At 68.0% G+C, this 21,255-nt stretch carries 24 protein-coding genes; 18 read left to right on the top strand and 6 right to left on the bottom strand.

The features are described from left to right. Positions 1-30 precede the first annotated feature (30 nt). A complete protein-coding gene (locus KU887_RS23260) occupies positions 31-993 on the bottom strand; it encodes a helix-turn-helix domain-containing protein (protein ID WP_060263707.1) in 963 nt (320 codons plus the stop codon). Between the two features lie 240 nt (positions 994-1,233). Between KU887_RS23260 and KU887_RS23255 the strand changes: the two genes are divergently transcribed. Genes KU887_RS23255 through KU887_RS23225 form a run of 7 tightly spaced genes read left to right on the top strand, consistent with a single transcriptional unit; the run spans position 1,234 to position 6,733 of the window. Further along, positions 1,234-2,391: an amine dehydrogenase large subunit gene (locus KU887_RS23255; protein WP_060263711.1), complete on the top strand. Its 1,158-nt coding sequence runs from the start codon at positions 1,234-1,236 to the stop codon at positions 2,389-2,391. A 7-nt stretch (positions 2,392-2,398) separates the two neighbouring features. Then, positions 2,399-2,953, top strand: a complete 555-nt coding sequence (locus tag KU887_RS23250) for a MauE/DoxX family redox-associated membrane protein (RefSeq protein WP_124633251.1) — start codon at positions 2,399-2,401, stop codon at positions 2,951-2,953. Further along, positions 2,950-3,585 (top strand): methylamine dehydrogenase accessory protein MauD, encoded by a 636-nt coding sequence (gene mauD, locus KU887_RS23245; RefSeq protein ID WP_043206082.1) that lies wholly within the window; start codon positions 2,950-2,952, stop codon positions 3,583-3,585. Before KU887_RS23250 ends, mauD begins: the two co-directional genes overlap by 4 nt. 39 nt (positions 3,586-3,624) lie before the next feature. Further along, the gene (locus KU887_RS23240; RefSeq protein ID WP_258258322.1) at positions 3,625-4,170 is read left to right on the top strand and encodes a methylamine dehydrogenase light chain; all 546 of its coding nucleotides are present in this window, start codon (positions 3,625-3,627) and stop codon (positions 4,168-4,170) included. After that, complete coding sequence (locus tag KU887_RS23235; RefSeq protein ID WP_059721840.1) at positions 4,167-4,667, top strand: cytochrome c; 501 nt, start codon at positions 4,167-4,169, stop codon at positions 4,665-4,667. The genes KU887_RS23240 and KU887_RS23235 overlap by 4 nt, the downstream gene beginning before the upstream one ends. 38 nt (positions 4,668-4,705) lie before the next feature. Beyond that, positions 4,706-5,194 carry a cytochrome c gene (locus KU887_RS23230; RefSeq protein ID WP_124633252.1) on the top strand — a complete coding sequence of 163 codons (489 nt, stop codon included), beginning with the start codon at positions 4,706-4,708 and terminating at the stop codon, positions 5,192-5,194. A 33-nt stretch (positions 5,195-5,227) separates the two neighbouring features. Then, entirely contained in the window at positions 5,228-6,733 is a 1,506-nt protein-coding gene (locus KU887_RS23225) for an aldehyde dehydrogenase family protein (protein WP_006484740.1), read from the top strand. A gap of 54 nt (positions 6,734-6,787) precedes the next feature. Here the strand turns inward: KU887_RS23225 and KU887_RS23220 are convergent, their stop codons facing one another. Then, the gene (locus KU887_RS23220; RefSeq protein ID WP_006498764.1) at positions 6,788-7,231 is read right to left on the bottom strand and encodes a DMT family transporter; all 444 of its coding nucleotides are present in this window, start codon (positions 7,229-7,231) and stop codon (positions 6,788-6,790) included. Positions 7,232-7,352: 121 nt separating this feature from the next. On the opposite strand from KU887_RS23220, the gene KU887_RS23215 reads away from it, so the two are divergent. After that, on the top strand, positions 7,353-8,234 hold the full coding sequence (locus KU887_RS23215) for a LysR family transcriptional regulator (protein WP_258258321.1): 882 nt from the start codon (positions 7,353-7,355) through the stop codon (positions 8,232-8,234). A 51-nt stretch (positions 8,235-8,285) separates the two neighbouring features. Here the strand turns inward: KU887_RS23215 and KU887_RS23210 are convergent, their stop codons facing one another. Continuing rightward, positions 8,286-8,519: a hypothetical protein gene (locus KU887_RS23210; RefSeq protein ID WP_124550714.1), complete on the bottom strand. Its 234-nt coding sequence runs from the start codon at positions 8,517-8,519 to the stop codon at positions 8,286-8,288. Positions 8,520-8,897: 378 nt separating this feature from the next. On the opposite strand from KU887_RS23210, the gene KU887_RS23205 reads away from it, so the two are divergent. The 6 genes from KU887_RS23205 to KU887_RS23180 all read left to right on the top strand — a co-directional run bounded on the left by KU887_RS23205 (position 8,898) and on the right by KU887_RS23180 (position 14,628). Next, complete coding sequence (locus tag KU887_RS23205) at positions 8,898-9,851, top strand: choline ABC transporter substrate-binding protein (RefSeq protein ID WP_062884928.1); 954 nt, start codon at positions 8,898-8,900, stop codon at positions 9,849-9,851. Positions 9,852-9,912: 61 nt separating this feature from the next. Then, positions 9,913-10,842, top strand: a complete 930-nt coding sequence (locus KU887_RS23200) for a 3-keto-5-aminohexanoate cleavage protein (protein WP_006484708.1) — start codon at positions 9,913-9,915, stop codon at positions 10,840-10,842. Between the two features lie 92 nt (positions 10,843-10,934). Next, positions 10,935-11,900, top strand: coding sequence for an L-carnitine dehydrogenase (locus tag KU887_RS23195; RefSeq protein WP_006484739.1), 966 nt, complete (start codon positions 10,935-10,937; stop codon positions 11,898-11,900). Between the two features lie 3 nt (positions 11,901-11,903). Next, entirely contained in the window at positions 11,904-12,392 is a 489-nt protein-coding gene (locus tag KU887_RS23190; protein WP_006498767.1) for a thioesterase family protein, read from the top strand. A 50-nt stretch (positions 12,393-12,442) separates the two neighbouring features. Continuing rightward, complete coding sequence (locus tag KU887_RS23185; protein ID WP_258258311.1) at positions 12,443-13,399, top strand: alpha/beta hydrolase; 957 nt, start codon at positions 12,443-12,445, stop codon at positions 13,397-13,399. A gap of 23 nt (positions 13,400-13,422) precedes the next feature. Next, complete coding sequence (locus KU887_RS23180; protein ID WP_080322411.1) at positions 13,423-14,628, top strand: TauD/TfdA family dioxygenase; 1,206 nt, start codon at positions 13,423-13,425, stop codon at positions 14,626-14,628. Between the two features lie 193 nt (positions 14,629-14,821). Here the strand turns inward: KU887_RS23180 and KU887_RS23175 are convergent, their stop codons facing one another. From KU887_RS23175 to KU887_RS23165, 3 genes are all read right to left on the bottom strand, one after another. Then, positions 14,822-15,121, bottom strand: coding sequence for a DUF4148 domain-containing protein (locus KU887_RS23175; protein ID WP_006484704.1), 300 nt, complete (start codon positions 15,119-15,121; stop codon positions 14,822-14,824). 214 nt (positions 15,122-15,335) lie between these two features. Beyond that, entirely contained in the window at positions 15,336-16,322 is a 987-nt protein-coding gene (locus KU887_RS23170) for an oxidoreductase (protein ID WP_062885617.1), read from the bottom strand. Positions 16,323-16,483: 161 nt separating this feature from the next. Then, complete coding sequence (locus tag KU887_RS23165; protein WP_006484717.1) at positions 16,484-16,774, bottom strand: DUF3331 domain-containing protein; 291 nt, start codon at positions 16,772-16,774, stop codon at positions 16,484-16,486. A 668-nt stretch (positions 16,775-17,442) separates the two neighbouring features. Between KU887_RS23165 and KU887_RS23160 the strand changes: the two genes are divergently transcribed. The 4 genes from KU887_RS23160 (at position 17,443) to KU887_RS23145 (ending at position 21,255) form a co-directional block, all read left to right on the top strand. After that, positions 17,443-18,207, top strand: a complete 765-nt coding sequence (locus KU887_RS23160; protein ID WP_006484753.1) for an SDR family oxidoreductase — start codon at positions 17,443-17,445, stop codon at positions 18,205-18,207. Positions 18,208-18,264: 57 nt separating this feature from the next. Beyond that, complete coding sequence (locus tag KU887_RS23155; RefSeq protein ID WP_006484749.1) at positions 18,265-19,107, top strand: ureidoglycolate lyase; 843 nt, start codon at positions 18,265-18,267, stop codon at positions 19,105-19,107. Positions 19,108-19,130: 23 nt separating this feature from the next. Beyond that, positions 19,131-20,408, top strand: a complete 1,278-nt coding sequence (locus KU887_RS23150) for an L-fuconate dehydratase (RefSeq protein ID WP_006484705.1) — start codon at positions 19,131-19,133, stop codon at positions 20,406-20,408. Positions 20,409-20,478: 70 nt separating this feature from the next. Continuing rightward, on the top strand, positions 20,479-21,255 hold the full coding sequence (locus KU887_RS23145) for an SDR family oxidoreductase (RefSeq protein ID WP_109342766.1): 777 nt from the start codon (positions 20,479-20,481) through the stop codon (positions 21,253-21,255).

Genomic DNA, 21,255 nt, shown 5'->3' with positions numbered 1-21,255 from the left:
AGCCGGGATTATCGCGGGTTTTGCCGGTGCTCAGCGCGTTTTTGCGTCGCGCATCGTGCGGCGCGCCGTTGCCGACGGCAGTTCGCCGAACTGGGCCTTGTACGCTTTCGCGAAATGCCCGAGATGAATGAAGCCCCAGCGTGCGGCCGCCTCGCTGATCGGCAGGTCGGATTGCCGCGTGTCGAGCAGCAGGCGTCGGACTTGCGCGAGGCGCAGCGAGCGTGTGTAGTTGAGCGGGCCCGTCTGCACGACCGACTGGAAGCTGTTCTGCATCGTGCGCCGGCTGACGCGCAGTTGCGCGCACAGGCTCAGGATGTCGACGGGCGCTTCCGGGTGCTCGATCACGTAGTCATGCACGCGGCGCACGATGTCGGCGTGGCATGCGTGCGTGAGCCGGTTCGGCGGCTCGGGCATCCGGTACGTGAGGAGATCGACCAGCACATTGCCGACCTCGGCGCGGATCGCGCACTGCGCGCGTGCCGCGTCGAACGTATCGGGTGCCGACAGCACGCGCTCGAGCAGCGTCGCGAGTTGCATGCTCGCACGTTCGCGCGCGGCGACCGGCACCTCCACGACGCCGTGCCGCAGCGTGCGTGCGTCCAGCCGGACGTCGGCGGCATCTTCGATCTGCTGCATCAGTTCGGGGTGGACGACCACCCCGATCAGCGACATCTCGTCCGGTGAATGGAGTTCGAACGGTGTGCCGCCACGCGCCATCACGATCGTGCCGCGCTCGACGCGCGCGCCGCCGAACGCGAAGGCGCCCGAGCCGGTGAGCGGCATCCCGAACACCGTATGGCCGTGTGGCAGACATCCGCGCTGGATGATGCGCACGTTTGCCGTTTCCTGGAACAGCTGCACGCCGTCGAGCACCGCGTGTTTGACCGCGCTGCGATACGCGCCGGAACCGATCTGGTCGTAACGCTGGTTCCAGCCGCGCAGCGCCTCGGCATGCCGGTCTGCGTCGTCGAACCTCTGATGTAACACGAGCACGGTGCCTCCGGCGATCGTTCGGACCGCGCAAGATTAAACCGACCGAGCGGTCGGCGCAATCAGGGCGAGCGCTATTCCGCGCGGGTGTTTCAGAGGGGCGGAAGGCACGCGGCCGCGCGGCTTTCACACGCATTTCCAATATCCCGAATCGGCACGCACACGTTGCCGGTCCGGGTGCTGACGGCATTTATTGTCGAACTACAGTCGCCCCACATAACGTGAATTCCCACTGGAGGCGGCATGAGGACAAGGCGACGAACCGCGGCGCTCGCGGCGACGCTGGCGTTGGCGGCGGCATGGGCCGGCAGCGCGAACGCGACGGAAAAACCCGAGGAACTGGTCGTGCAGAAGATGCCGCCGTGGCATCCGCACGAGATCTATATCGTCGACATCTCGATGCCGTCGATGACGGACGGGCGCATCTACGTCTACGACGCCGACGCGAAGAAGCTGCTCGGCCAGATCGACGGCGGCTTCGGTCCCGGCTTCGCGATCGCGCCCGACCGCAAAGCGAGTGTCGTCGCGACGACCTACTTCTCGCGCGGTTCGCACGGCACGCGTACCGACGTCGTCGAAATCATCGACAACACGACGCTCGATCATGCGGGCGAGATCGTGATTCCGGCGAAGCATGCGCAGCACGTGCCGTCGCCGTACAACACCGCGTTCAGCGCCGACGGCAAGCGGTTGTACGTCGCGAACATCACGCCGGCCGCCTCGGTGACCGTGATCGACGCCGTATCGAAGAAGGTGCTGTCGGAGATCGACACGGCCGCATGCGTGCTCGCGTATCCGGCCGGTAACGACCGCTTCACCGCGCTGTGCGAAAGCGGCAAGGCGCTGACCGTCACGCTCGACGCGAACGGCAAGGAGGCGAAGCGCACGATGTCGGACGCGTTCATCGACGTCGACAAGGATCCGGCGTTCGTGAACGCGTCGCGGTACAAGGGCGATTACCTGTTCACCACCTACGTCGGCAACGTGCGCAGCGCCGATTTCAGCGGCGACAAGCCGGCATTCGGCAAGCCGTGGTCGCTGCTGACGGACGCCGAGCGCGCCGAAGGCTGGCGGCCGGGCGGCATGCAGCAGACGGCCGTGCAGGCGAAGCAGAACCGTTACTACGTGCTGATGCACAAGGGCGCCGACGGGTCGCACAAGGATCCCGGCACGCAGGTGTGGGTGTACGACCTGAAGTCGAAGCAGCGCGTCGCGCGCTGGGATCTCGCGCAGCAGAAGGTCGAGCCGCTCGTGTCGATCCAGGTCAGCGAGGACGACAAGCCGCTGTTCTACGGGCTGACGGCGACCTCCGATCTCGTCGTGATGGATGCGCGTACCGGCGCGCTGCAGCACGTCGAGAAGCAGATCGGCAACACGTCGTCGCTGCTCGTCAACCCGTGAGGCCGCGATGACCCTCGATCCCGTACTCGCCACCAGCGCGCAGGCCGGCGCGGCCGTCGTGGTGCTGCTCGGCGCCTTCGCGAAGATGCGTCGGCCCGCCGAATTTCGCCAGGCACTCGCCGGCTACCGGCTGCTGCCCGACGCGCTGACCGCGCCCGTCGCGTTCGCGCTTCCGCTCGCGGAAGCGCTCGGCGCCGCGGCGCTGCTGTTTCCCGACACGCGCACGGCCGGCGCGATCGGCCTGATCGCGCTGCTCCTGGCGTTCGCGGCCGGGCTCGCGATCAACCTGCTGCGCGGCCACACCGACATCGACTGCGGCTGTTCCGGCTTCACCGCCGCCCGTGCGGACGCACCGCGCGGCATCGGCTGGCTGCATGTCGGCCGCGTGCTGCTGCTCGTCGCGCTGGCCGCGACCGCGTTCGTCGAGCCGGGCACGCGCGTCGTCGTGTGGTTCGACTACCTGACGCTGTTCTTCTCCGTGCTGCTGATCGTCTGCGCGCTGCTCACCGTCGACGTGCTGCTCGCCAACGTCCCGCGCCTTTCCCACCTGAGGAATTCATGATGCAAACCGCTCTCACCGTTTCCACCGCCCTGCTGTGGGTGGCCGTCCTCGCGCTCGGCGCGATCTGCCTCGCGCTGGTGCGCCAGATCGGCATCCTGTACGAACGCATCATGCCGGCCGGCGCGCTGATGATCGACAAGGGGCCGGCCGTCGGCGCGATCGCGCCGACGTTCGAACTGACCGACATTCGCGGCGCGCACGTGAAGGTCGGCGGCATCGACGCCTCGGGCAAGGCCACGCTGCTGTTCTTCCTGTCGCCGACGTGCCCCGTCTGCAAGAAGCTGCTGCCGCTGCTGCCGTCGCTGCAGGCCAGCGAAGCGACGCCCGTGAACATCGTGCTCGCGAGCGACGGCGATGCCGACGAACACACGCGCTTCGCGCGAAAGCACGACCTCGGGCGCTTCCCGTACGTGCTGTCGCAGGAGCTCGGCCTCGCGTACCAGATCGGCAAGCTGCCGTATGCGGTGCTGCTCGACGAAACCGGCACCGTGCGCGCGAAGGGGCTCGTCAACACGCGCGAGCACCTGGAGAGCCTGTTCGAGGCGAAGGAGCGCGGCGTCGCGTCGCTGCAGCAGTTCGTGCACGGCGATCACAGCCACGATGCGCACGATGCGCACGCGCAGCACGCATGACCGGCCGAACCTTTTTCAACGTCATTGGAGAACGACGACATGGGCGTGTTTGATTCATGGTTCGAGCGGTCGGCGCGCGGCGTCGCGCAGCACAGTTCGCGGCGCAGCGCGATGGCAAGGCTCGGCAAGGTGCTGATCGGTTCGGCGCTGCTGCCGTTGCTGCCCGTCGATCGCACCGCGTATGCGGCCGATGCGTCGTCGGGTCCGTCGGGCGCATCCGGCACCGCCGCCGCGGGTGCGAGCGACGATCCGATGAACTGCGACTACTGGAAATACTGCGCGATCGACGGCTGGCTCTGCAGCTGCTGCGGCGGCACGTCGAGCAGTTGCCCGCCGGGCACGACGCCTTCGCCGATCACGTGGATCGGCACCTGCCGCAACCCGCACGACGGGTCGGACTACATCGTGTCGTACAACGACTGCTGCGGCAAGACCTCGTGCGGCAAGTGCTTCTGCAACCGCAACGAGCGCGAGAAGCCGCTGTACAAGCTGTCGCTGAACAACGACATCAACTGGTGCATGGCGAACGGTAACTCGAATTACCACTGTTCGGTTTCGGTTCTGCTGGGAGCGGCGAAGCAATGAAAGTGAAGCAAGCAGGAAAGCGCATCGTTGCATGCATGACGGTCGCGACGGCCTTCGCGTTGCCCGGCGCGGGCAACGCACAGGAAACCGTGCGTTATCCGGCCGGGAAAGGCCTGTTCGACGCCCAGTGCGCGGTGTGCCACCAGGCGGGCGGGAAAGGGCAGGACGGCCTCGCACCGCCGCTGACCGAGTATCCGGGCAAGTACGCGACGGTGGAAGCCGGGCGTGCCCAACTGATCGCGACGCTGCTGCACGGGATGTTCGGCGAGATCGAGGTGCACGACAAGCACTACAACTTCAAGATGCCGTCGTTCGCGAGCGCGAGCGACGACGACATCGCGCACTTGCTCAATTACGTCGTGTTCGACCTCGATGCGCAGCACGGCGACGCGAAACCGTTCACCGCGGCCGATATCCGGGCGGCGCGCGCGAAGCCGATGGACGGCGCGGCCGTGCATGCGCAGCGCGCGGTGGTGATCAAGGGGCTCGGCCTGTGAGCGGCGCGTGCTCGCCGGCGCGGCGCACGCGCTGCGCGGTGGCGTCGCGGCTGGGCAGCGTGGCGCGTCGCGTGTCGGCCTGGCTGCTGCTGGCGGGCGCGTCGGCGTGCGCGTTTGCCACGTCCGCGCGGGCCGACGGCGCGGCCGACGCCGCGCTCGCCCGGCAACACTGGGTGCTCAACTGCATGGGCTGCCACACGGCAACGGGCGGCGGCATTCCCGGCAAGGTGCCGCCGCTCGCGAATTCGCTCGGCTATTTCACGCATGTGCCGGCCGGGCGCGAGTACGTGATGCGCGTGCCCGGCGCGTCGAACTCGGCGCTGTCGGATCGGGAACTGGCCGACGTGCTGAACTGGGTGCTCACGACGATGAACCGCGATGCATTGCCGCGCGACTTCAAGCCTTATACGGCCGCGGAAGTCGCCGCGCACCGCCGTCCCGCGCTGTCCGACGTCGCGACCGAGCGCGCTGGTCTCGTCCGCGCGTTGCAGGCGCGCGGCATCGACGGCGTTACGGATCGCTACTGACCGACTCACTCAACGAATGAAGGAAACGTGAACATGGAGACGAACGAAACCTTTGCGCTGCTCGACGCGACGCGCGCGTTTCTCGCGAAGCCGAAGCAGATGCTGATCGGCGCCGAATGGAGCGATGCCGCGTCGGGCCGCCAGCTCGATGTGGTGAACCCGGCCGACGGCACCGTGATTGCGCGCGTGCCCGAAGCGGACGAGCGCGACGTGCAGCAGGCGGTCGCCGCCGCGCGCCGCGCCTTCGATGCGGGCCCGTGGCGCACCGCGAAGACCACCGACCGCGAGCGCCTGATGCTCGTGCTGGCCGACCTGATCGAAGCCAACGCGCGCGAGCTGGCCGAGATCGAATCGCTCGACAACGGCAAGCCGGTGATGGTCGCGCAGGGTCTCGACGTCGCGATGGCCGCGCAGTGCTTCCGCTACATGGCCGGCTGGGCGACGAAGATCGAAGGCAGCGTGATCGATGCCGGCATGCCGTACCTGCCGGACAGCGAGATCTTCGCCTATACGAGAAAGGAACCCGTGGGCGTGGTCGGCGCGATCATCCCGTGGAATTTCCCGCTGCTGATGGCCGCGTGGAAAATCGCGCCGGCGCTCGCGACCGGCTGCACCGTCGTGCTGAAGCCTGCCGAGGATACGCCGTTGAGCGCGCTGCGGCTGGGCGAGCTGATCCAGGCGGCCGGGTTTCCGGACGGTGTCGTCAATATCGTCACCGGCTACGGTCACACGGCGGGCGCCGCATTGTCGCGCGATCCGCGCATCGACAAGATCGCGTTCACCGGATCGACGCAGACGGGCAAGACGATCGGCCACGCGGCGCTCGACAACATGACGCGGATGTCGCTGGAACTCGGCGGCAAGTCACCGGTGATCGTGCTGCCCGACGTCGATCTCGACAAGGCCGCCCAGGGCGTCGCGAACGCGATCTTCTTCAACCAGGGGCAGGTGTGCACGGCCGGCTCGCGCGCCTACATCCATTCGAAGGTGTTCGACGGCGTGATCGAGCGCGTCGCGAAGATCGCCGCGAGCCTGAAGATCGGCCCGGGGATGGACCCGGCAACGCAGATCGGCCCGCTCGTCTCGGCGAAGCAGCGCGAGCGCGTGTGCGGTTACATCGACTCGGGGTTCGGCGAGGGCGCGCGTGCCGCTGCGGGCGGCCGCGCGATCGACGGCCCCGGCTTCTTCGTCGAACCGACGGTGCTGGTGGATACGACGCAGGCGATGCGCGTGGTGCGCGAGGAGATCTTCGGGCCGGTGCTCGTCGCGATGCCGTTCGACGACGTCGATACGGCCGTGCAGCTCGCGAACGACACGCCGTACGGCCTCGGCGCGAGCATCTGGTCGAACGATCTGTCCGCGATCCACAAGCTGGTCCCGCGTATTGCCGCGGGCACCGTGTGGGTCAACTGCCACTCGCTGCTCGACAACGCGCTGCCGTTCGGCGGGATGAAGCAGTCGGGCTTCGGCCGCGAACTCGGTCGCGCGGTGATCGACCAGTACACGGAAAGCAAGTCGGTGATGATGAACTACGCGTGAGCGTCGCGGCGAGCGCGTGCGTGACCGGCGGATCGGGAACGCACGCACGCGCTGTCACGCGCGGATCAGCACGACCCCGAGGATGAGGCACGCCGCGCCCGCGACGCGGATCGGGCTCGCCGAATGCTGCTGGATGCCCAGTACGCCGAAGTGGTCGAACACGAGCGCGCCGGTCATCTGGCCGACGACGATCAGCGCGAGCGTCGTCGCCGCGCCCAGGCGCGGCACCATCAGGATCGCGACGCCGACGAATACCGCGCCGAACACTCCCCCCGTCCAGCTGAACCACGACCCCGCCCCGGAAAACGTGCCGCTCAGGCGCGGATGAGGCGACAGCAACGCGACCGCCAGCATCGCGGCGAGGCCGACGAGATAGCTGACCGAGCCGGCCCACCACGGTGAGCCGATCTGCGCACGCAGGTTCGCGTTGAGCACCTGCTGCAACGCCACGCTGATGCCGGCCGCCACGACCAGCAGGTAAGACAGGAGGGTAGCCACGACGATGAACGCTCCGCAAGGATGGCCGCAACGGTGATTCCGGCACGGAAGGCTTTCATTCTGCGGAGCACGCCGGTATAACGCAAATATCGAATCTGGCGTTCATCCATCTCGTTTCGGCATGCCATCACTCCGGCAAATCCAGTATTTCCTGACCGTGGCGGACCTCGGCGGCTTCACGCCGGCCGCGGGCGCGCTTCATGTCGCGCAGTCGGCGCTCAGCCGGCAGATCGGCCAGCTCGAGGACGAACTCGGTTTCGTGCTGTTCGACCGCGAGCCAAGGGGCGTGCGGCTCACGCCGGCCGGCGCGATCTACCGCGAGCGCGTGGCGTCGATCCCGGCCACGCTGACGGCGGCTGCCGACGAAGGCTCGCAATTGTCGCGCGGGGAAGCCGGCGTGCTGCGGCTGCTGCATTCCAGTACCGTGCCCGTCAGCAGCCTGATGCCGGATCTCGACCGCTTCATGCGGGATTGTCCGGGCGCGCGGATCGATCTCGACCGCGCGTCGTCCGAGGATCAGGTGACCGAAATCGCGAACGGCCATGCCGATATCGGGATCGTTCGGCTGCCGGTGCTGCGGCGCGATGCACGCGTGCGCTTCGTCGAACTGGCGGCCGAGCGCCTGTGCGCGGCGGTGCCTGCCGATCACGCGCTCGCGGGCCGCAAGCGCATCGCGATCGCGCGGTTGCGGCGGGAGCCGTTCGTGTCGGCCGTGTATCGCGAGCGGGGCGGCCTCGCGCGCGTCGTCATCGATCTGTGCCTGAAGCGGGGCTTCGTGCCGGTGGCCGCGCGGATCGTGTCGCCGAAGACGTCGATGCTGAATCTCGTCGCGGCCGGCCGGGGCGTGGCGATCGTGCCGGCGCGGATGGCGAGCGTCGGGATCGACGGCGTCGTGTTCGTGCCGATTTCCGATGAAGACGCGAAGTCGGTATGCGCGCTGGTGCTGCCGGCGCAGCCGACGGTGCTGGCGCAGGCGTTCGCACGGATGGTGACGGCGGGCTGAACGGCGCGCTTCCTGATCGACACGCGGGTTCGATCGAACCGACGTCATGACTCAGACGCGGTACCCCGCGTCGCGCATCAACCGCCGCGATAGCTCGCCGCGCGGGCCTTCCGCGTCGAATCGCGCGCCAAGTTTCGCATTCGCACCGCGCGTCACGCCGCGATGCATGGCCACGATGATGGCAAAAAGGGCGACGACGAAGAAAGCGACAAGCATCGTATTGCTCCTGGCCGAAGAAACCGGAGACGGACATCGCGACGGCCGGTCATGTTCGTCTCCGTCCATTTCAGTGATACGCAGTACCCGGGCCCGGGGCGGCGCGGCAACTGGCGGGCCGCGCGCGATCGCCCGGCGGCTTCCAGCATAGGGCCCGCCCACGGCATCCGGCGACGTGTCGGAAGTCTGTCAGCCAGGCCGTGGCGGAATCGAAAGGCGTGCGCCGCTTCCGGACAATCCCGCCGATCCCCCAAAAAACCCAAAACCCCCGTCAGGAAAGCCTCAAGCGCAAGCTAGTGGTTTCCACTCATAGTCGCAAACAGGCAAGAACAGGTCGCCGCCGGTCTTCTCGCGGCGAATATGGCTCGTTACTTTTACTCCCACGATGCAGGCCGGCGCACACTCCGCGCACCGGCTGCCGCGAGACCAACCGGGAGGAATCGAACCATGAAGTCGACGAAGATCGCCGCGCTCGCCGCGGCCGTGCTGGCGACCGGCGCGTTCACGAACGCCGCGCTTGCCGAGACGGAGGCCGCGACCTGCCGCACCGTGCGTTTCGCGGATATCGGCTGGACCGACATCACGTCGACCACCGCGCTCGCGTCGACCGTGTTCGAGGCGCTCGGCTACAAGCCGACCACGACGATCGCGTCGGTGCCGATTTCGTTCGCCGGCCTCAAGAGCAAGCAGCTCGACGTGTCGCTCGGCTACTGGTGGCCCGTGCAGCAGAAGCAGCTGCAACCGTTCCTCGACAGCAAGTCGATCAACGTCGTCGAACCGCCGAACCTGTCCGGCGCGAAGGCGACGCTCGCGGTCCCGAGCTATGAATACCAGGCCGGCCTGAAGACCTTCGACGACATCGCGAAGCATCGTGCGGAGCTCGACGGCAAGATCTACGGGATCGAGCCGGGCAGCAGCGCGAACGCGACGATCCAGAAGATGATCGACACGAACCAGTACGGGCTCGGCGGCTTCAAGCTCGTCGAATCGAGCGAGGCCGGGATGCTGGTGACGGTCGAGCGCGCGATCCGCGACAAGAAGTGGGTCGTGTTCCTCGGGTGGGAGCCGCATCCGATGAACATCCAGCTCAGCATGAACTACCTGTCCGGCGGCGACGCGGCGTTCGGCCCGAACTACGGCGAAGCGCGCGTGTACACGCTGACCGCACCCGACTTCATCGCGCGTTGTCCGAACGCGGGCAAGCTCGTGACGAACCTGCGCTTCTCGACGCAGCTCGAGAACCAGCTGATGCAGTCGGTGATGAACAAGACCAAGCCGGCCGAGGCCGCGAAGGCATACCTGAAGAAGAACCCGCAGGTGCTCGATCCGTGGCTCGCGGGCGTCAAGACGTTCGACGGCAAGGACGGCCTGCCTGCCGTGAAGGCGTATCTCGGCCTGTAACGGCCGGCGCCCACGCGCTATCTGCAATGCGACACAACCCGAATCAAGCGAGGCATCCAGCATGAACCACGAAGTCATCATCACCTGCGCCGTCACGGGCGCGGGCGATACGGTCGGCAAGCATCCGGCGATTCCGGTCACGCCGAAGGAGATCGCGGCCGCCGCGATCGAAGCCGCGAAGGCCGGCGCGACCGTCGCCCACTGCCACGTGCGCGATCCGCAGACGGGGCGCGGCAGCCGCGACCCGAACCTGTATCGCGAGGTGGTCGACCGCATCCGCTCGGCCGACGTCGACGTGATCATCAACCTGACGGCCGGCATGGGCGGCGATCTCGAGATCGGCCCGGGCGAGGACCCGATGCGCTTCGGCAAGGGGACCGACCTGGTCGGCGGCCTCACGCGCCTGGCGCACGTCGAGGAGCTGCTGCCCGAGATCTGCACGCTCGACTGCGGCACGCTGAATTTCGGCGACGGCGACTACATCTACGTGTCGACGCCCGCGCAGTTGCGCGCCGGCGCGAAACGCATCCAGGAACTCGGCGTGAAGCCGGAACTGGAGATCTTCGATACGGGCCATCTGTGGTTCGCGAAGCAACTGCTGAAGGAAGGGCTGCTCGACGATCCGCCGCTGTTCCAGCTGTGCCTCGGCATTCCGTGGGGCGCGCCGGCCGACACGGGCACGATGAAGGCGATGGTCGACAACCTGCCGCCGGGCGCGCACTGGGCCGGCTTCGGGATCGGCCGCATGCAGATGCCGATGGTCGCGCAGGCGATGCTGCTCGGCGGCCACGTGCGCGTGGGCCTCGAAGACAACATCTGGCTCGACCGCGGCGTGCATGCGACCAACGGCACGCTCGTCGAACGCGCCCGCGAGATCGTCGAACGCCTCGGCGGCCGCGTGCTGACGCCGGCCGAGGGCCGCCGCAAGCTCGGCCTGCCGGCGCGCGGCGAGCGACTGCTCGAACGCCGTGCGGTTGCCGAATTCGCGTGAGCCGTTTCACCGTCTCGCCGACTGACATGACATGGCGGCGTGCGTCCCCGCGCGGCCGCCCCGATTTCCCCTGATTTGAAGGATGCGTTGACATGGCTGTGAAGACCGACATCAAGACGTTTGCCGCCATCGGCACCGGCGTGATCGGCAGCGGATGGATTTCCCGCGCGCTCGCGCACGGTCTCGACGTGGTCGTGTGGGACCCGGCGCCGGGCGCCGAAGCGCGGCTGCGCGCGAACGTCGCGAACGCGTGGCCCGCGCTCGAACGCGTCGGCCTCGCACCGGGCGCCGATCCCGCGCGATTGCGGTTCGTGTCGACGATCGAGGCGTGCGTCGCCGATGCGGATTTCATCCAGGAAAGCGCGCCCGAGCGCGAAGCGCTGAAGCTCGAACTGCACGAGCAGATCAGCCGCGCGGCGAAGCCCGACGCGATCATCGCGTCGTCGACGTCGGGGCTGCTGCCGACCGATTTCTACGCGCGGGCGACGCATCCGGAGCGCTGCGTGGTCGGCCACCCGTTCAACCCCGTGTACCTGCTGCCGCTCGTCGAGGTGCTCGGCGGCGCGCGCACGTCGCCGGAAGCGGTCGAAGGCGCGATGGAGATCTATCGCAAGCTCGGCATGCGGCCGCTGCACGTGCGCAAGGAAGTGCCGGGCTTCATCGCGGATCGTTTGCTCGAAGCGTTGTGGCGCGAGGCGCTACATCTCGTCAACGAAGGCGTCGCGACCACCGGCGAGATCGACGATGCGATCCGCTTCGGCGCGGGCATCCGCTGGTCGTTCATGGGCACGTTCCTCACCTACACGCTGGCCGGCGGCGACGCGGGCATGCGACACTTCATGCAGCAATTCGGCCCCGCGCTCGAACTGCCGTGGACGAAGCTGGTCGCGCCGACGTTGACCGACGCGCTGATCGACAGTGTCGTCGAAGGCACGACCGAACAGCAGGGCACGCGCAGCATCAAGGAGCTCGAACGCTATCGCGACGAGTGCATCACCGAGGTGCTGAAATCGATCGCCGCGGTGAAGGCGCGGCACGGGATGCGATTCGAGGACTAGACGATGACGGGCGATACCCCGCTGACGATTTACCGCGACGTGGTGCGGCCCGAATGGGTCGACTACAACGGCCACCTGCGCGATGCGTTCTATCTGCTGATCTTCAGCTTCGCGACCGATGCGCTGCTGGATCGCATCGGCCTCGACGACGCCGCGCGTCGCGAGCGGGGCCGCTCGGTCTATACGCTCGAAGCGCACGTGAACTACCTGCACGAGATCAAGGAAGGCGCGCCGGTGCGCGTCGATGCGCGCGTGCTGGCGCACGACGCGAAGCGGCTGCATCTGTATCTCGAACTGTTCGCCGACGGGCATGACGACGCGGTATCGGCGAGCGAGCAGATGCTGCTGCACGTCGATACGCGCGGCGGTGCGAAGTCGGCGCCGTTCGACGACGACGTGGCCGCGCGCGTGGCCGAACTGCACGCTTTGCAGCGCGATTGCGCGGCGCCTGCTTATGCGGGCCGCGTGATCGGGTTGCCGCCGCGGCGCTAGCAACGCGCGTCATCTTTTCCATCGTCGTCCTCGATCGCGGAGCGCACACGATGCTCGAACCGGAAATCGCGGCGTTCGTCGCGGCCGTCGACGCGTGGTATCCGGCCGATGCGGCGGCGCGCTCGCCCGACGAGCAGCGCCGCCTCTACGACCGCTTCGCGGCCGAATGGACGCCGGCCGCGCTGCCGGCCGGCATCGTGCGGCGGGACGCCGTGTGGCACGCGCCGGACGGCCGCCCGATCGCGCTGCGGCGCTATACGTCCGCGCACGGCACGCCACGCGGCACGGTGTTGTTTTTTCATGGCGGCGGTTTCGTCGTCGGCTCGCTCGACAGTCATGCGCTGATCACCGCGCAACTGGCGGCCGATACCGGCCTCGACGTGATCGCGGTCGACTATCGGCTGGCGCCCGAATACCGCGCGCCGGCCGCGCTCGACGATTGCGCGGAAGTCACGCGCGCCGCACGCGATGCGCGCTGGCCGTTCGGGCCGTGCGCGCATCCGCTGACGCTCGCGGGCGACAGCGCGGGCGGGATGCTCGCGGCGGCGGTGGCGACCGCGCTGCGCGATGCGGGCGAACGCAACGTGGACGGCATCGCGCTCGTCTATCCGATGCTCGGTTTCGAACCGCAATCGCCCGCGCGCGAAACGGAAGCGCACGCGCCGATGCTGACGCTCGACGACGTGCATCGCTACCGCGCGCTGTACTGGAACGGCGACCTGTCGGCCGTGCTGCTGAACGATGACCCGCTGCTGCGCGCGTCGGTGCCGCTCGAAGCCACACGCTTCGACGGCTTGCCGCCGGTGCTCGCGATCGGCGCCGAGCACGATCCGCTGCGCGACGATGCGCGCGTGTACGTCGAGCGGATTCGCGCGGCCGGCGGGGTCGCGCACGGCTGGATGGGAGAGGGGCTGGTGCATGGCTGCTGGCGCGCGCTCGGAACGAGCCCGCAGGCCGCACGGATGCACCGGATGGTCGGCGGGTTCTTGCTCGCACCACACGCGTAGCGGGCGTTTTCGGGGAGGCAACGATGCAGGCAGCGGCGCAACACCGTATCGAGGACTGGCGGACGTTTTCGGCCGACGCGGCCATCGCGGCGGCGACGATCGGCGATGGCGCGGTGGACGTCGAGTGGAGCGACGCGCGACGCTCGCCGTTCCATTTCGACTGGCTGCGCGACAACTGCGCGTGTTCCGCGTGCGTGCACGCGATCACGCGCGAACAGGTGTTCGAGATCGCCGATGCGCGCGAGGATCTGTCCGCGCTCACCGTGCACGTCGAAGCCGATGGCGCGCTGCATGTGGAATGGAACGACGGGCACCGCAGTGCGTGGTCGCCGGGCTGGTTGCGTGCGCACGCGTACGACGACGCATCGCGCGCGGAGCGTCTGGCCGTGCATCGGCGGCACGTATGGACCGGCGACGATGCGACGGCGATCGGCGTGTTCGCGTGGCGCGACGTGATGGAGGACGACCGCGCGTTGCTGGCATGGCTCGGCGCGTTGCAGCGCACGGGGTTGACGCTCGTCGAAGGCGTGCCGGCCGAGCGCGGCCGTGTCGACGAGATCGCGCGCCGCGTCGGCCTGATCCGCGAAAGCAATTTCGGCGTGCTGTTCGACGTCGAATCGAAGCCGCGCCCGGACAGCAATGCGTATACGTCGCTGAATCTTCCGCCGCACACCGATCTGCCGACGCGCGAATTGCAGCCGGGCGTGCAGTTCCTGCACTGCCTCGCGAACGACGCGACGGGCGGCGACAGCATTTTCCTCGATGGCTTCGCGCTCGCGGATGCGTTGCGGCGCGAACATCCGGACGATTTCGAGCGGCTCGCATCGACGCCGTTCGAGTTCTGGAACAAGAGCGCGAACAGCGACTACCGCTGTTCGGCGCCGGTGATCGGGCTCGATGCGCGCGGCCATGTGACGGAAGTGCGTGTCGCGAATTTCCTGCGCGGCCCGCTCGATGCGCCGGCCGGCGCGGTGCCGGCCGTCTATCGTGCGTATCGGCGGTTCCTCGCGCTGGCGCGCGAGCCGCGTTTTCGCGTGCAGCGCCGGTTGCGGGCAGGCGACATGTGGGCGTTCGACAACCGGCGCGTGCTGCACGCGCGCACCGAGTTCGACCCGTCGACGGGCCGCCGGCACTTGCAGGGCTGTTACGTCGATCGCGACGAGTTGCTGTCGCGGTGGCGCGTGCTGTCGCGATCGGCGCCGGCCGGGGCTGCGGCCGCGGCGCGCTGACCGGCACGCACGGCGCCTTCTCGCACACCTGTTCGGGAAAAAGCACCCGGACGCCAGGCGTCCGGGCGAAGCCACCCGCTGCCGGGCGGCGGAGGTATGCGTTTCACAAAAAAGACGAGCCCCGCGAAGGGGGCTCGTCCGGATTGCTTGACTTCAGCGCGCGACGCGCGGCGCCCGCCGGGGGCGCGTCGGCTTACTGGCCGAAGAAGATCGAGTCGCGTGCGTTCGACGACGCGGCAGCCGGTGCGCCCGAGTGGACGAGCGGAGCCGGTTGCGCGCCGTAGCCGCTGGTGTCGGCGCCATGAACGCGCGCTTCGGCGCTCTGGATGTCGTTCGGGTAGTACGGGCTCGACAGACCCGGCTTGTAGCCGGCCTTTTCGAGCTGGACCAGTTCGTTGCGCACTTGAGCGCGCGTCACGGTGCTTTGAGCGAATGCGCCGAACGAAGCGGACAGGGCGGCAGCGGCAACGACTGCGGAAACGAGCGATTTCATGGTGACCTCCGGTGTTTTATTGAGTTCGCTCTCGACACCATGTCTTGAGCGATTGATCAAATCTTAGTCACCGGGCGGTTCAGGGTAAACGCTGATTTTGACGATAGATTGTTTCCTGTCTGGTAACAGTGGAGCGCTGAATCAGTCTTTCAATGGGCTTTCTTTTCGGTTGCCGTAATAAGTATGAAGAATATCGAGATCGCGTGCGGGCGGTTCAGCGTGCTTCGACCGCCGCATCGAACGGCCGGCCCGGCGCGCGTCCTGCGGGCGCCCCGGCGCTGAGGAAGCGCACGCCCGTGGCGGCTTCCGAGGCCTCCCACAGCAATGCCGCCGACGCCACGTTGCGTGCCGCGCGCGGTACGCTCGCCGGCGCCGGCAGCCCGCGCGACTCGAACCAGCCGGACGGGCCGATGTACGCGCCGCCCGCCAGATCGGGCGACGTTGCCGCATGGATCGCGGGCAGCGCGCCCTGGTCGGCCGGCTGCGCGAGATAACGGTTCGCGGCACGCATCAGCGCGGCGCGGGCCGGGGAACTGTCCATCGCCGGGCCCGCGAACTGCAGGTTGGTCGCCGCGTAGCCGGGGTGTGCGGCGACGCTGATGCCGGCGAACGCCGCGCGCTCGAAACGGCGCTGCAACTCGATCGCGAACACGAGGTTCGCGAGCTTGCTGTCGCAGTAGGCGAGATAACGGTTGTAGCGCTGCGTGGCGCGCAGGTCGTCGACACGAATCCGGCCGCCGCGGTTGAAGCCGCTCGACATCGTGACGACGCGCGCCCGGCGCGCGGCGCGTAGCGCCGGCAGCAACTGGCCGGTCAGCGCGAAATGGCCGAGGTGGTTGGTGCCGAATTGCATCTCGAAGCCGTCGCGCGTGTGCCGCAGCGGCAGGAACATCACACCGGCGTTGTTGCAGAGGATGTCGACGCGGCCGTGGCGTTCGCCGACGTCGGCGGCGAAGCGGGCGATCGACGCGAGATCGGCGAGATCGAGCGGATCGACTTCGACGCGGGCATGAGGATGAAGCCGGCGGATCGCGTCGGCCGCCTGCGCGCCGCGTGCGGCGTCGCGGCAGCCCATCACGACCGTCGCGCCTTTCGCGGCCAGCGTTTCCGCGAGCTGCCAGCCGAGACCGCTGTTGGCGCCCGTCACGACCGCGATCTTGCCGCCTTGCGCCGGGACGTGGCGCGCGCTCCATGCATGCATGTCTGCCTCCATTGGCGCAGCCGGTCGGCCGCGGCACGTAATCGTTACATTGAGTGGTGTAACGATAGTGCGGGCGGACGGAGCAGACAAGCGGGGGAACTAGACCGGCGCTTCTAGGGCTGGCGCGTGGCGCCGCGAGCCCGGCGCGCGGCCGGCAGGTGTTACCTGCTGCCGGCCAGCGCGAGCACTTCGGCGGCGGAGATCATGGCGGCGGCGTTCGCGGGGGCCGGGCGCTCGGCCGGGCGGAACACTTCGTCGCCGCGATGGATGACCTGGCGCGACAGCGCGCAGGTGCCGGTGCGCTGCGCGAAGCGGCGGCGCCAGCGCTGTTCGCCGTAGTGACAGCGGCCGGGTTCGACCCAGCGGACGACGAGCAGCGTATCGGAACGTTCGAGGATTTCGACGTGGACGTCGGCGGGATCGAGCGCAGGCAGGGATTTGGAGGCCTTCATTTTGCCGTTTCCTAAAGCCCGTGCGGGTTCGGCCATGGCAGTGGGGTGTCACTACCCAAGGGGGAATCCGTAGGGGTTTCCATGAGTGGTGCGCTAAATGTAAGCGTCTGTGACCGGAAAAAACATCCTGTCTGGCTCAAATTACCTTTTGCCGATTTAGAAACAATCCACGCTTATTTTCTTGAAAAACCAAGGACAAAAAGCCCCGGACGGGGACGTCCGGGGCGGAAAATCGGCCCGCGCGCCGTGTCTGCTCGCCCAGTCACGGGATACATCGCCGGAGGACGGAGGTGCCCGCAGGGATCCTGCGCGGGCGCGGAGGCGATGTACCGGAAGCGCGGTCCGGCAACGCCATGATGGCGTGCGCCACCCGTTGACACCCTGACGCGAACATGACTTTTTTGTCAGGTTGCGCCGTTCGCCGTGCCGAACGGCGCCGAAGAATCGGCGCAAAGGCCCGCCCGTATTGGCTTTGCGCGGATCGCCCAAGCAAAGCCTCGACGCCGCTCTCACGCCGAATCCTCATCCGCCGGACGGGTTCGCCAGCCCCGGGTAAATACTGAATTCCGATTTCGTGACAAACGCGGGATCCGTTCCTATGATTGGTTGGACCTTTAGTCCTTTGTGCCAATCGGCCGACTGGCGGCCGGCTTTTTCGGAGAGTGCTCATGAGATTGCAGGGCAAACGCGCGCTGGTGACGGCGGCCGGGCAGGGCATCGGCCGTGCGACCGCGCTGCGGTTCGCGCGCGAGGGCGCCGACGTGCTGGCGACCGACATCAACGAAGCCGCGCTGGTGCGGCTCGAAGCCGACGCCGAGCGCGCGGGCGGCCGGCTGGTCACGCGGCGGCTCGACGTCACCGACGCGAACGAGGTGGCCGCGCTCGCCGCGAGCGAACGCGCATTCGACGTGCTGTTCAACTGCGCGGGCTACGTGCACCACGGCTCGATCCTCGACTGCGACGACGACGCGTGGGCGTTCTCGCTGAACCTGAACGTCACGTCGATGTACCGGCTGATCCGCGCGCTGCTGCCCGCGATGCTCGAAGCCGGCGGCGCGTCGATCGTCAACATGGCGTCGGCCGCGTCGAGCGTGAAGGGCGTGCCGAACCGCTTCGTGTACGGCACCACCAAGGCGGCCGTGATCGGGCTGACCAAGGCGGTGGCCGCCGATTTCGTCGAGCGGGGCATCCGCTGCAACGCGATCTGCCCGGGCACGATCGAATCGCCGTCGCTCGAGCAGCGGATCGCCGACCAGGCGCGCACGCGCCACGTGTCGACCGACGAGGTGCGCCAGGCGTTCGTCGCGCGCCAGCCGATCGGCCGCATCGGCACCGCGGACGAAGTGGCCGCGCTCGCGCTGTACCTGGCGTCCGACGAAGCGTCGTTCACCACCGGCACGATTCACCTGATCGACGGCGGCTGGTCAAACTGACCGCGTCAAACTGACCGCCCCTTTCCATCCACTTTCCGTTTCCGTTCGGACGACGATATGAAACTGCTGAGATTTGGCGACAAACACCATGAAAAACCGGGCCTGCTGGATGCGCAGGGCCACATTCGCGATCTGTCCGGCGTGATCGACGACATCGCCGGCGACGCGCTGACGCCCGCGTCGCTCGCGCGGCTGCGCGACATCCCGCCGTCGTCGCTGCCGCTCGTCGAAGGCACGCCGCGGCTCGGCGCGTGCGTCGGCCGCGTCGGCAAGTTCATCTGCATCGGGCTCAACTACTCGGATCACGCGGCCGAATCGGGGATGGAGGTGCCGAAGGAGCCCGTCGTGTTCGGCAAGTGGACGAGCGCGATTTCCGGCCCGAACGACGACGTCGAAATCCCGCGCGGCTCCGAGAAGACCGACTGGGAAGTCGAGCTCGGCGTGGTGATCGGCCAGGGCGGCCGCTATATCGACGAAGCCGATGCGCTGTCGCACGTCGCCGGTTACTGCGTCGTGAACGACGTGTCGGAGCGCGAATATCAGCTCGAACGCGGCGGCACGTGGGACAAGGGCAAGGGCAACGACACGTTCGGCCCGCTCGGGCCCTGGCTCGTGACGGCCGACGAAGTGCCCGATCCGCACGCGCTGCGGCTGTGGCTGGACGTGGACGGCCACCGCTACCAGAACGGCTCGACCGCGACGATGGTGTTCCGCGTGCCGCACCTGATCAGCTACCTGAGCCGCTTCATGAGCTTGCAGCCGGGCGACGTGATCTCGACCGGCACGCCGCCGGGTGTCGGCCTCGGACAGAAGCCGCCCGTCTACCTGCGCGCCGGACAAGTGATCACGCTCGGCATCGACGGGCTCGGCGAGCAACGCCAGCGCACCGTGCAGGCCTGATTCCCTTTAACGGACGGTTCGTCATGCCTATCATTCGATCGATGCGCGTCCTCGACGTGCGCTTTCCGACCTCGCGCCAGCTCGACGGCTCCGACGCGATGAATCCGGACCCCGATTATTCGGCGGCCTACGTCGTGCTCGAAACCGACCACGACGGGCTCGAAGGTCACGGGCTCACGTTCACCATCGGGCGCGGCAACGAAATCTGCTGTGCGGCGATCGACGCGATGCGTCACCTCGTCGTCGGCCTGGACCTCGACTGGATCCGCGAGGACATGGGCCGTTTCTGGCGGCACGTCACGTCGGACAGCCAGTTGCGCTGGATCGGCCCCGACAAGGGCGCGATCCACCTGGCGACGGGCGCCGTCGTCAATGCGGTGTGGGATTTGTGGGCGAAGGCCGTCGGCAAGCCGCTGTGGCGGCTCGTCGCCGACATGAGTCCGGAGGAGCTGGTGCGGGCGATCGACTTCCGCTACCTGACCGACTGCCTGAGCCCGGACGAAGCGCTCGAGCTGCTGCGCCGGCAGGCGCCCGGCAAGGCCGCGCGGATCGCCGCGCTCGAGCGCGACGGCTACCCGTGCTACACGACGTCGGCCGGCTGGCTCGGCTACAGCGACGACAAGCTGCGCCGGCTGTGCCGCGAGGCGGTGGAAGAAGGCTTCGACCACGTGAAGCTGAAAGTCGGCGGGAACCTCGAGGACGACATCCGCCGCGTGACGATCGCGCGCGAGGTGATCGGCCCCGACCGCAAGCTGATGATCGACGCGAACCAGGTGTGGGAAGTCGACGAGGCGATCGACTGGGTGCGCGAGCTCGCGTTCGCGCGGCCGTGGTTCATCGAGGAGCCGACGAGCCCCGACGACGTCGAAGGGCATCGCAAGATCCGCAAGGCGATCGCGCCGGTGCAGGTCGCGACCGGCGAGATGTGCCAGAACCGCGTGCTGTTCAAGCAGTTCATCGCGCGCGGCGCGATCGACGTCGTGCAGATCGACGCGTGCCGGCTCGGCGGCGTGAACGAGATTCTCGCGGTGATGCTGATGGCCGCGAAGTACGGGCTGCCGGTGTGCCCGCATGCGGGCGGCGTCGGCCTGTGCGAGTACGTGCAGCACCTGTCGATGATCGATTACGTGTGCATTTCCGGCACGAAGGAAGGGCGCGTGACCGAGTACGTCGACCACCTGCACGAGCATTTCGTCGAACCGTGCGTGGTGCGCGGCGCAGCGTACATGCCGCCGACGGCGCCCGGTTTCTCGATCGAGATGAAGCCCGAATCGCTGGAGCAATACCGGTTCCGCGGCTGACGCGGGGCGACGCGCGACGGCGCGCCGCGCGCGCCGTGCGCGGCGACAACATGAACGACGGAGACGCGAAGTGGATTTGAATCTGCAAGACAAGGTCGTGATCGTGACCGGCGGTGCGTCGGGCATCGGCGCCGCGATCTCGATGCGGCTGGCCGGCGAGGGCGCGATACCGGTGGTGTTCGCGCGCCACGCGCCCGACGACGCCTTCTGGCGCGAACTCGCGCAGCATCAGCCGCGCGCTGCGTGCGTGAGCGTCGAACTGCAGGACGATGCGCAGTGCCGCGATGCCGTCGCGCAGACCGTCGCGCGCTTCGGCCGTATCGACGGCCTCGTGAACAATGCGGGCATCAACGACAGCATCGGGCTTGACGCCGGGCGTGATGCGTTCGTCGCGTCGCTCGAACGCAACCTGATCCATTACTACGTGATGGCGCACTACTGCGTGCCGCACCTGAAGGCGGCGCGCGGCGCGATCGTCAACATTTCGTCGAAGACGGCCGTGACCGGGCAGGGCAACACGAGCGGCTATTGCGCGTCGAAGGGCGCGCAGCTCGCGCTGACACGTGAATGGGCGGTCGCGTTGCGCGACGACGGCGTGCGCGTGAACGCGGTGATTCCCGCCGAGGTGATGACGCCGCTCTACCAGAACTGGATCGCCGGTTTCGACGATCCGGAGGCGAAAGTCGCGGAAATTGCCGGCAAGGTGCCGCTCGGCCGGCGCTTCACGACGGCCGACGAGATCGCCGATACGGCCGTGTTCCTGCTGTCGGATCGCGCATCGCACACGACGGGCCAGTGGCTGTTCGTCGATGGCGGCTACACGCATCTCGATCGTGCGATCAGTTGA

Origin of the sequence: Burkholderia sp. EMB26, assembly GCF_024730645.1 — a bacterium.
Lineage (GTDB): Bacteria > Pseudomonadota > Gammaproteobacteria > Burkholderiales > Burkholderiaceae > Burkholderia > Burkholderia cenocepacia.
The sequence above is the reverse complement of the archived record's forward strand: the minus strand, read 5'-3'. Positions and strand labels throughout refer to the sequence as shown.

Excerpts from the sequence above, each read along its gene's own strand:
- KU887_RS23255 (WP_060263711.1), top strand. The coding sequence starts at position 1,234 with ATGAGGACAAGGCGACGAACCGCGGCGCTCGCGGCGACGCTGGCGTTG.
- KU887_RS23250 (WP_124633251.1), top strand. The coding sequence starts at position 2,399 with ATGACCCTCGATCCCGTACTCGCCACCAGCGCGCAGGCCGGCGCGGCC.
- mauD (WP_043206082.1), top strand. The coding sequence starts at position 2,950 with ATGATGCAAACCGCTCTCACCGTTTCCACCGCCCTGCTGTGGGTGGCC.
- KU887_RS23240 (WP_258258322.1), top strand. The coding sequence starts at position 3,625 with ATGGGCGTGTTTGATTCATGGTTCGAGCGGTCGGCGCGCGGCGTCGCG.
- KU887_RS23235 (WP_059721840.1), top strand. The coding sequence starts at position 4,167 with ATGAAAGTGAAGCAAGCAGGAAAGCGCATCGTTGCATGCATGACGGTC.
- KU887_RS23225 (WP_006484740.1), top strand. The coding sequence starts at position 5,228 with ATGGAGACGAACGAAACCTTTGCGCTGCTCGACGCGACGCGCGCGTTT.
- KU887_RS23215 (WP_258258321.1), top strand. The coding sequence starts at position 7,353 with ATGCCATCACTCCGGCAAATCCAGTATTTCCTGACCGTGGCGGACCTC.
- KU887_RS23210 (WP_124550714.1), bottom strand. The coding sequence starts at position 8,519 with ATGGACGGAGACGAACATGACCGGCCGTCGCGATGTCCGTCTCCGGTT.
- KU887_RS23205 (WP_062884928.1), top strand. The coding sequence starts at position 8,898 with ATGAAGTCGACGAAGATCGCCGCGCTCGCCGCGGCCGTGCTGGCGACC.
- KU887_RS23200 (WP_006484708.1), top strand. The coding sequence starts at position 9,913 with ATGAACCACGAAGTCATCATCACCTGCGCCGTCACGGGCGCGGGCGAT.
- KU887_RS23195 (WP_006484739.1), top strand. The coding sequence starts at position 10,935 with ATGGCTGTGAAGACCGACATCAAGACGTTTGCCGCCATCGGCACCGGC.
- KU887_RS23190 (WP_006498767.1), top strand. The coding sequence starts at position 11,904 with ATGACGGGCGATACCCCGCTGACGATTTACCGCGACGTGGTGCGGCCC.
- KU887_RS23185 (WP_258258311.1), top strand. The coding sequence starts at position 12,443 with ATGCTCGAACCGGAAATCGCGGCGTTCGTCGCGGCCGTCGACGCGTGG.
- KU887_RS23180 (WP_080322411.1), top strand. The coding sequence starts at position 13,423 with ATGCAGGCAGCGGCGCAACACCGTATCGAGGACTGGCGGACGTTTTCG.
- KU887_RS23175 (WP_006484704.1), bottom strand. The coding sequence starts at position 15,121 with ATGAAATCGCTCGTTTCCGCAGTCGTTGCCGCTGCCGCCCTGTCCGCT.
- KU887_RS23170 (WP_062885617.1), bottom strand. The coding sequence starts at position 16,322 with ATGCATGCATGGAGCGCGCGCCACGTCCCGGCGCAAGGCGGCAAGATC.
- KU887_RS23165 (WP_006484717.1), bottom strand. The coding sequence starts at position 16,774 with ATGAAGGCCTCCAAATCCCTGCCTGCGCTCGATCCCGCCGACGTCCAC.
- KU887_RS23160 (WP_006484753.1), top strand. The coding sequence starts at position 17,443 with ATGAGATTGCAGGGCAAACGCGCGCTGGTGACGGCGGCCGGGCAGGGC.
- KU887_RS23155 (WP_006484749.1), top strand. The coding sequence starts at position 18,265 with ATGAAACTGCTGAGATTTGGCGACAAACACCATGAAAAACCGGGCCTG.
- KU887_RS23150 (WP_006484705.1), top strand. The coding sequence starts at position 19,131 with ATGCCTATCATTCGATCGATGCGCGTCCTCGACGTGCGCTTTCCGACC.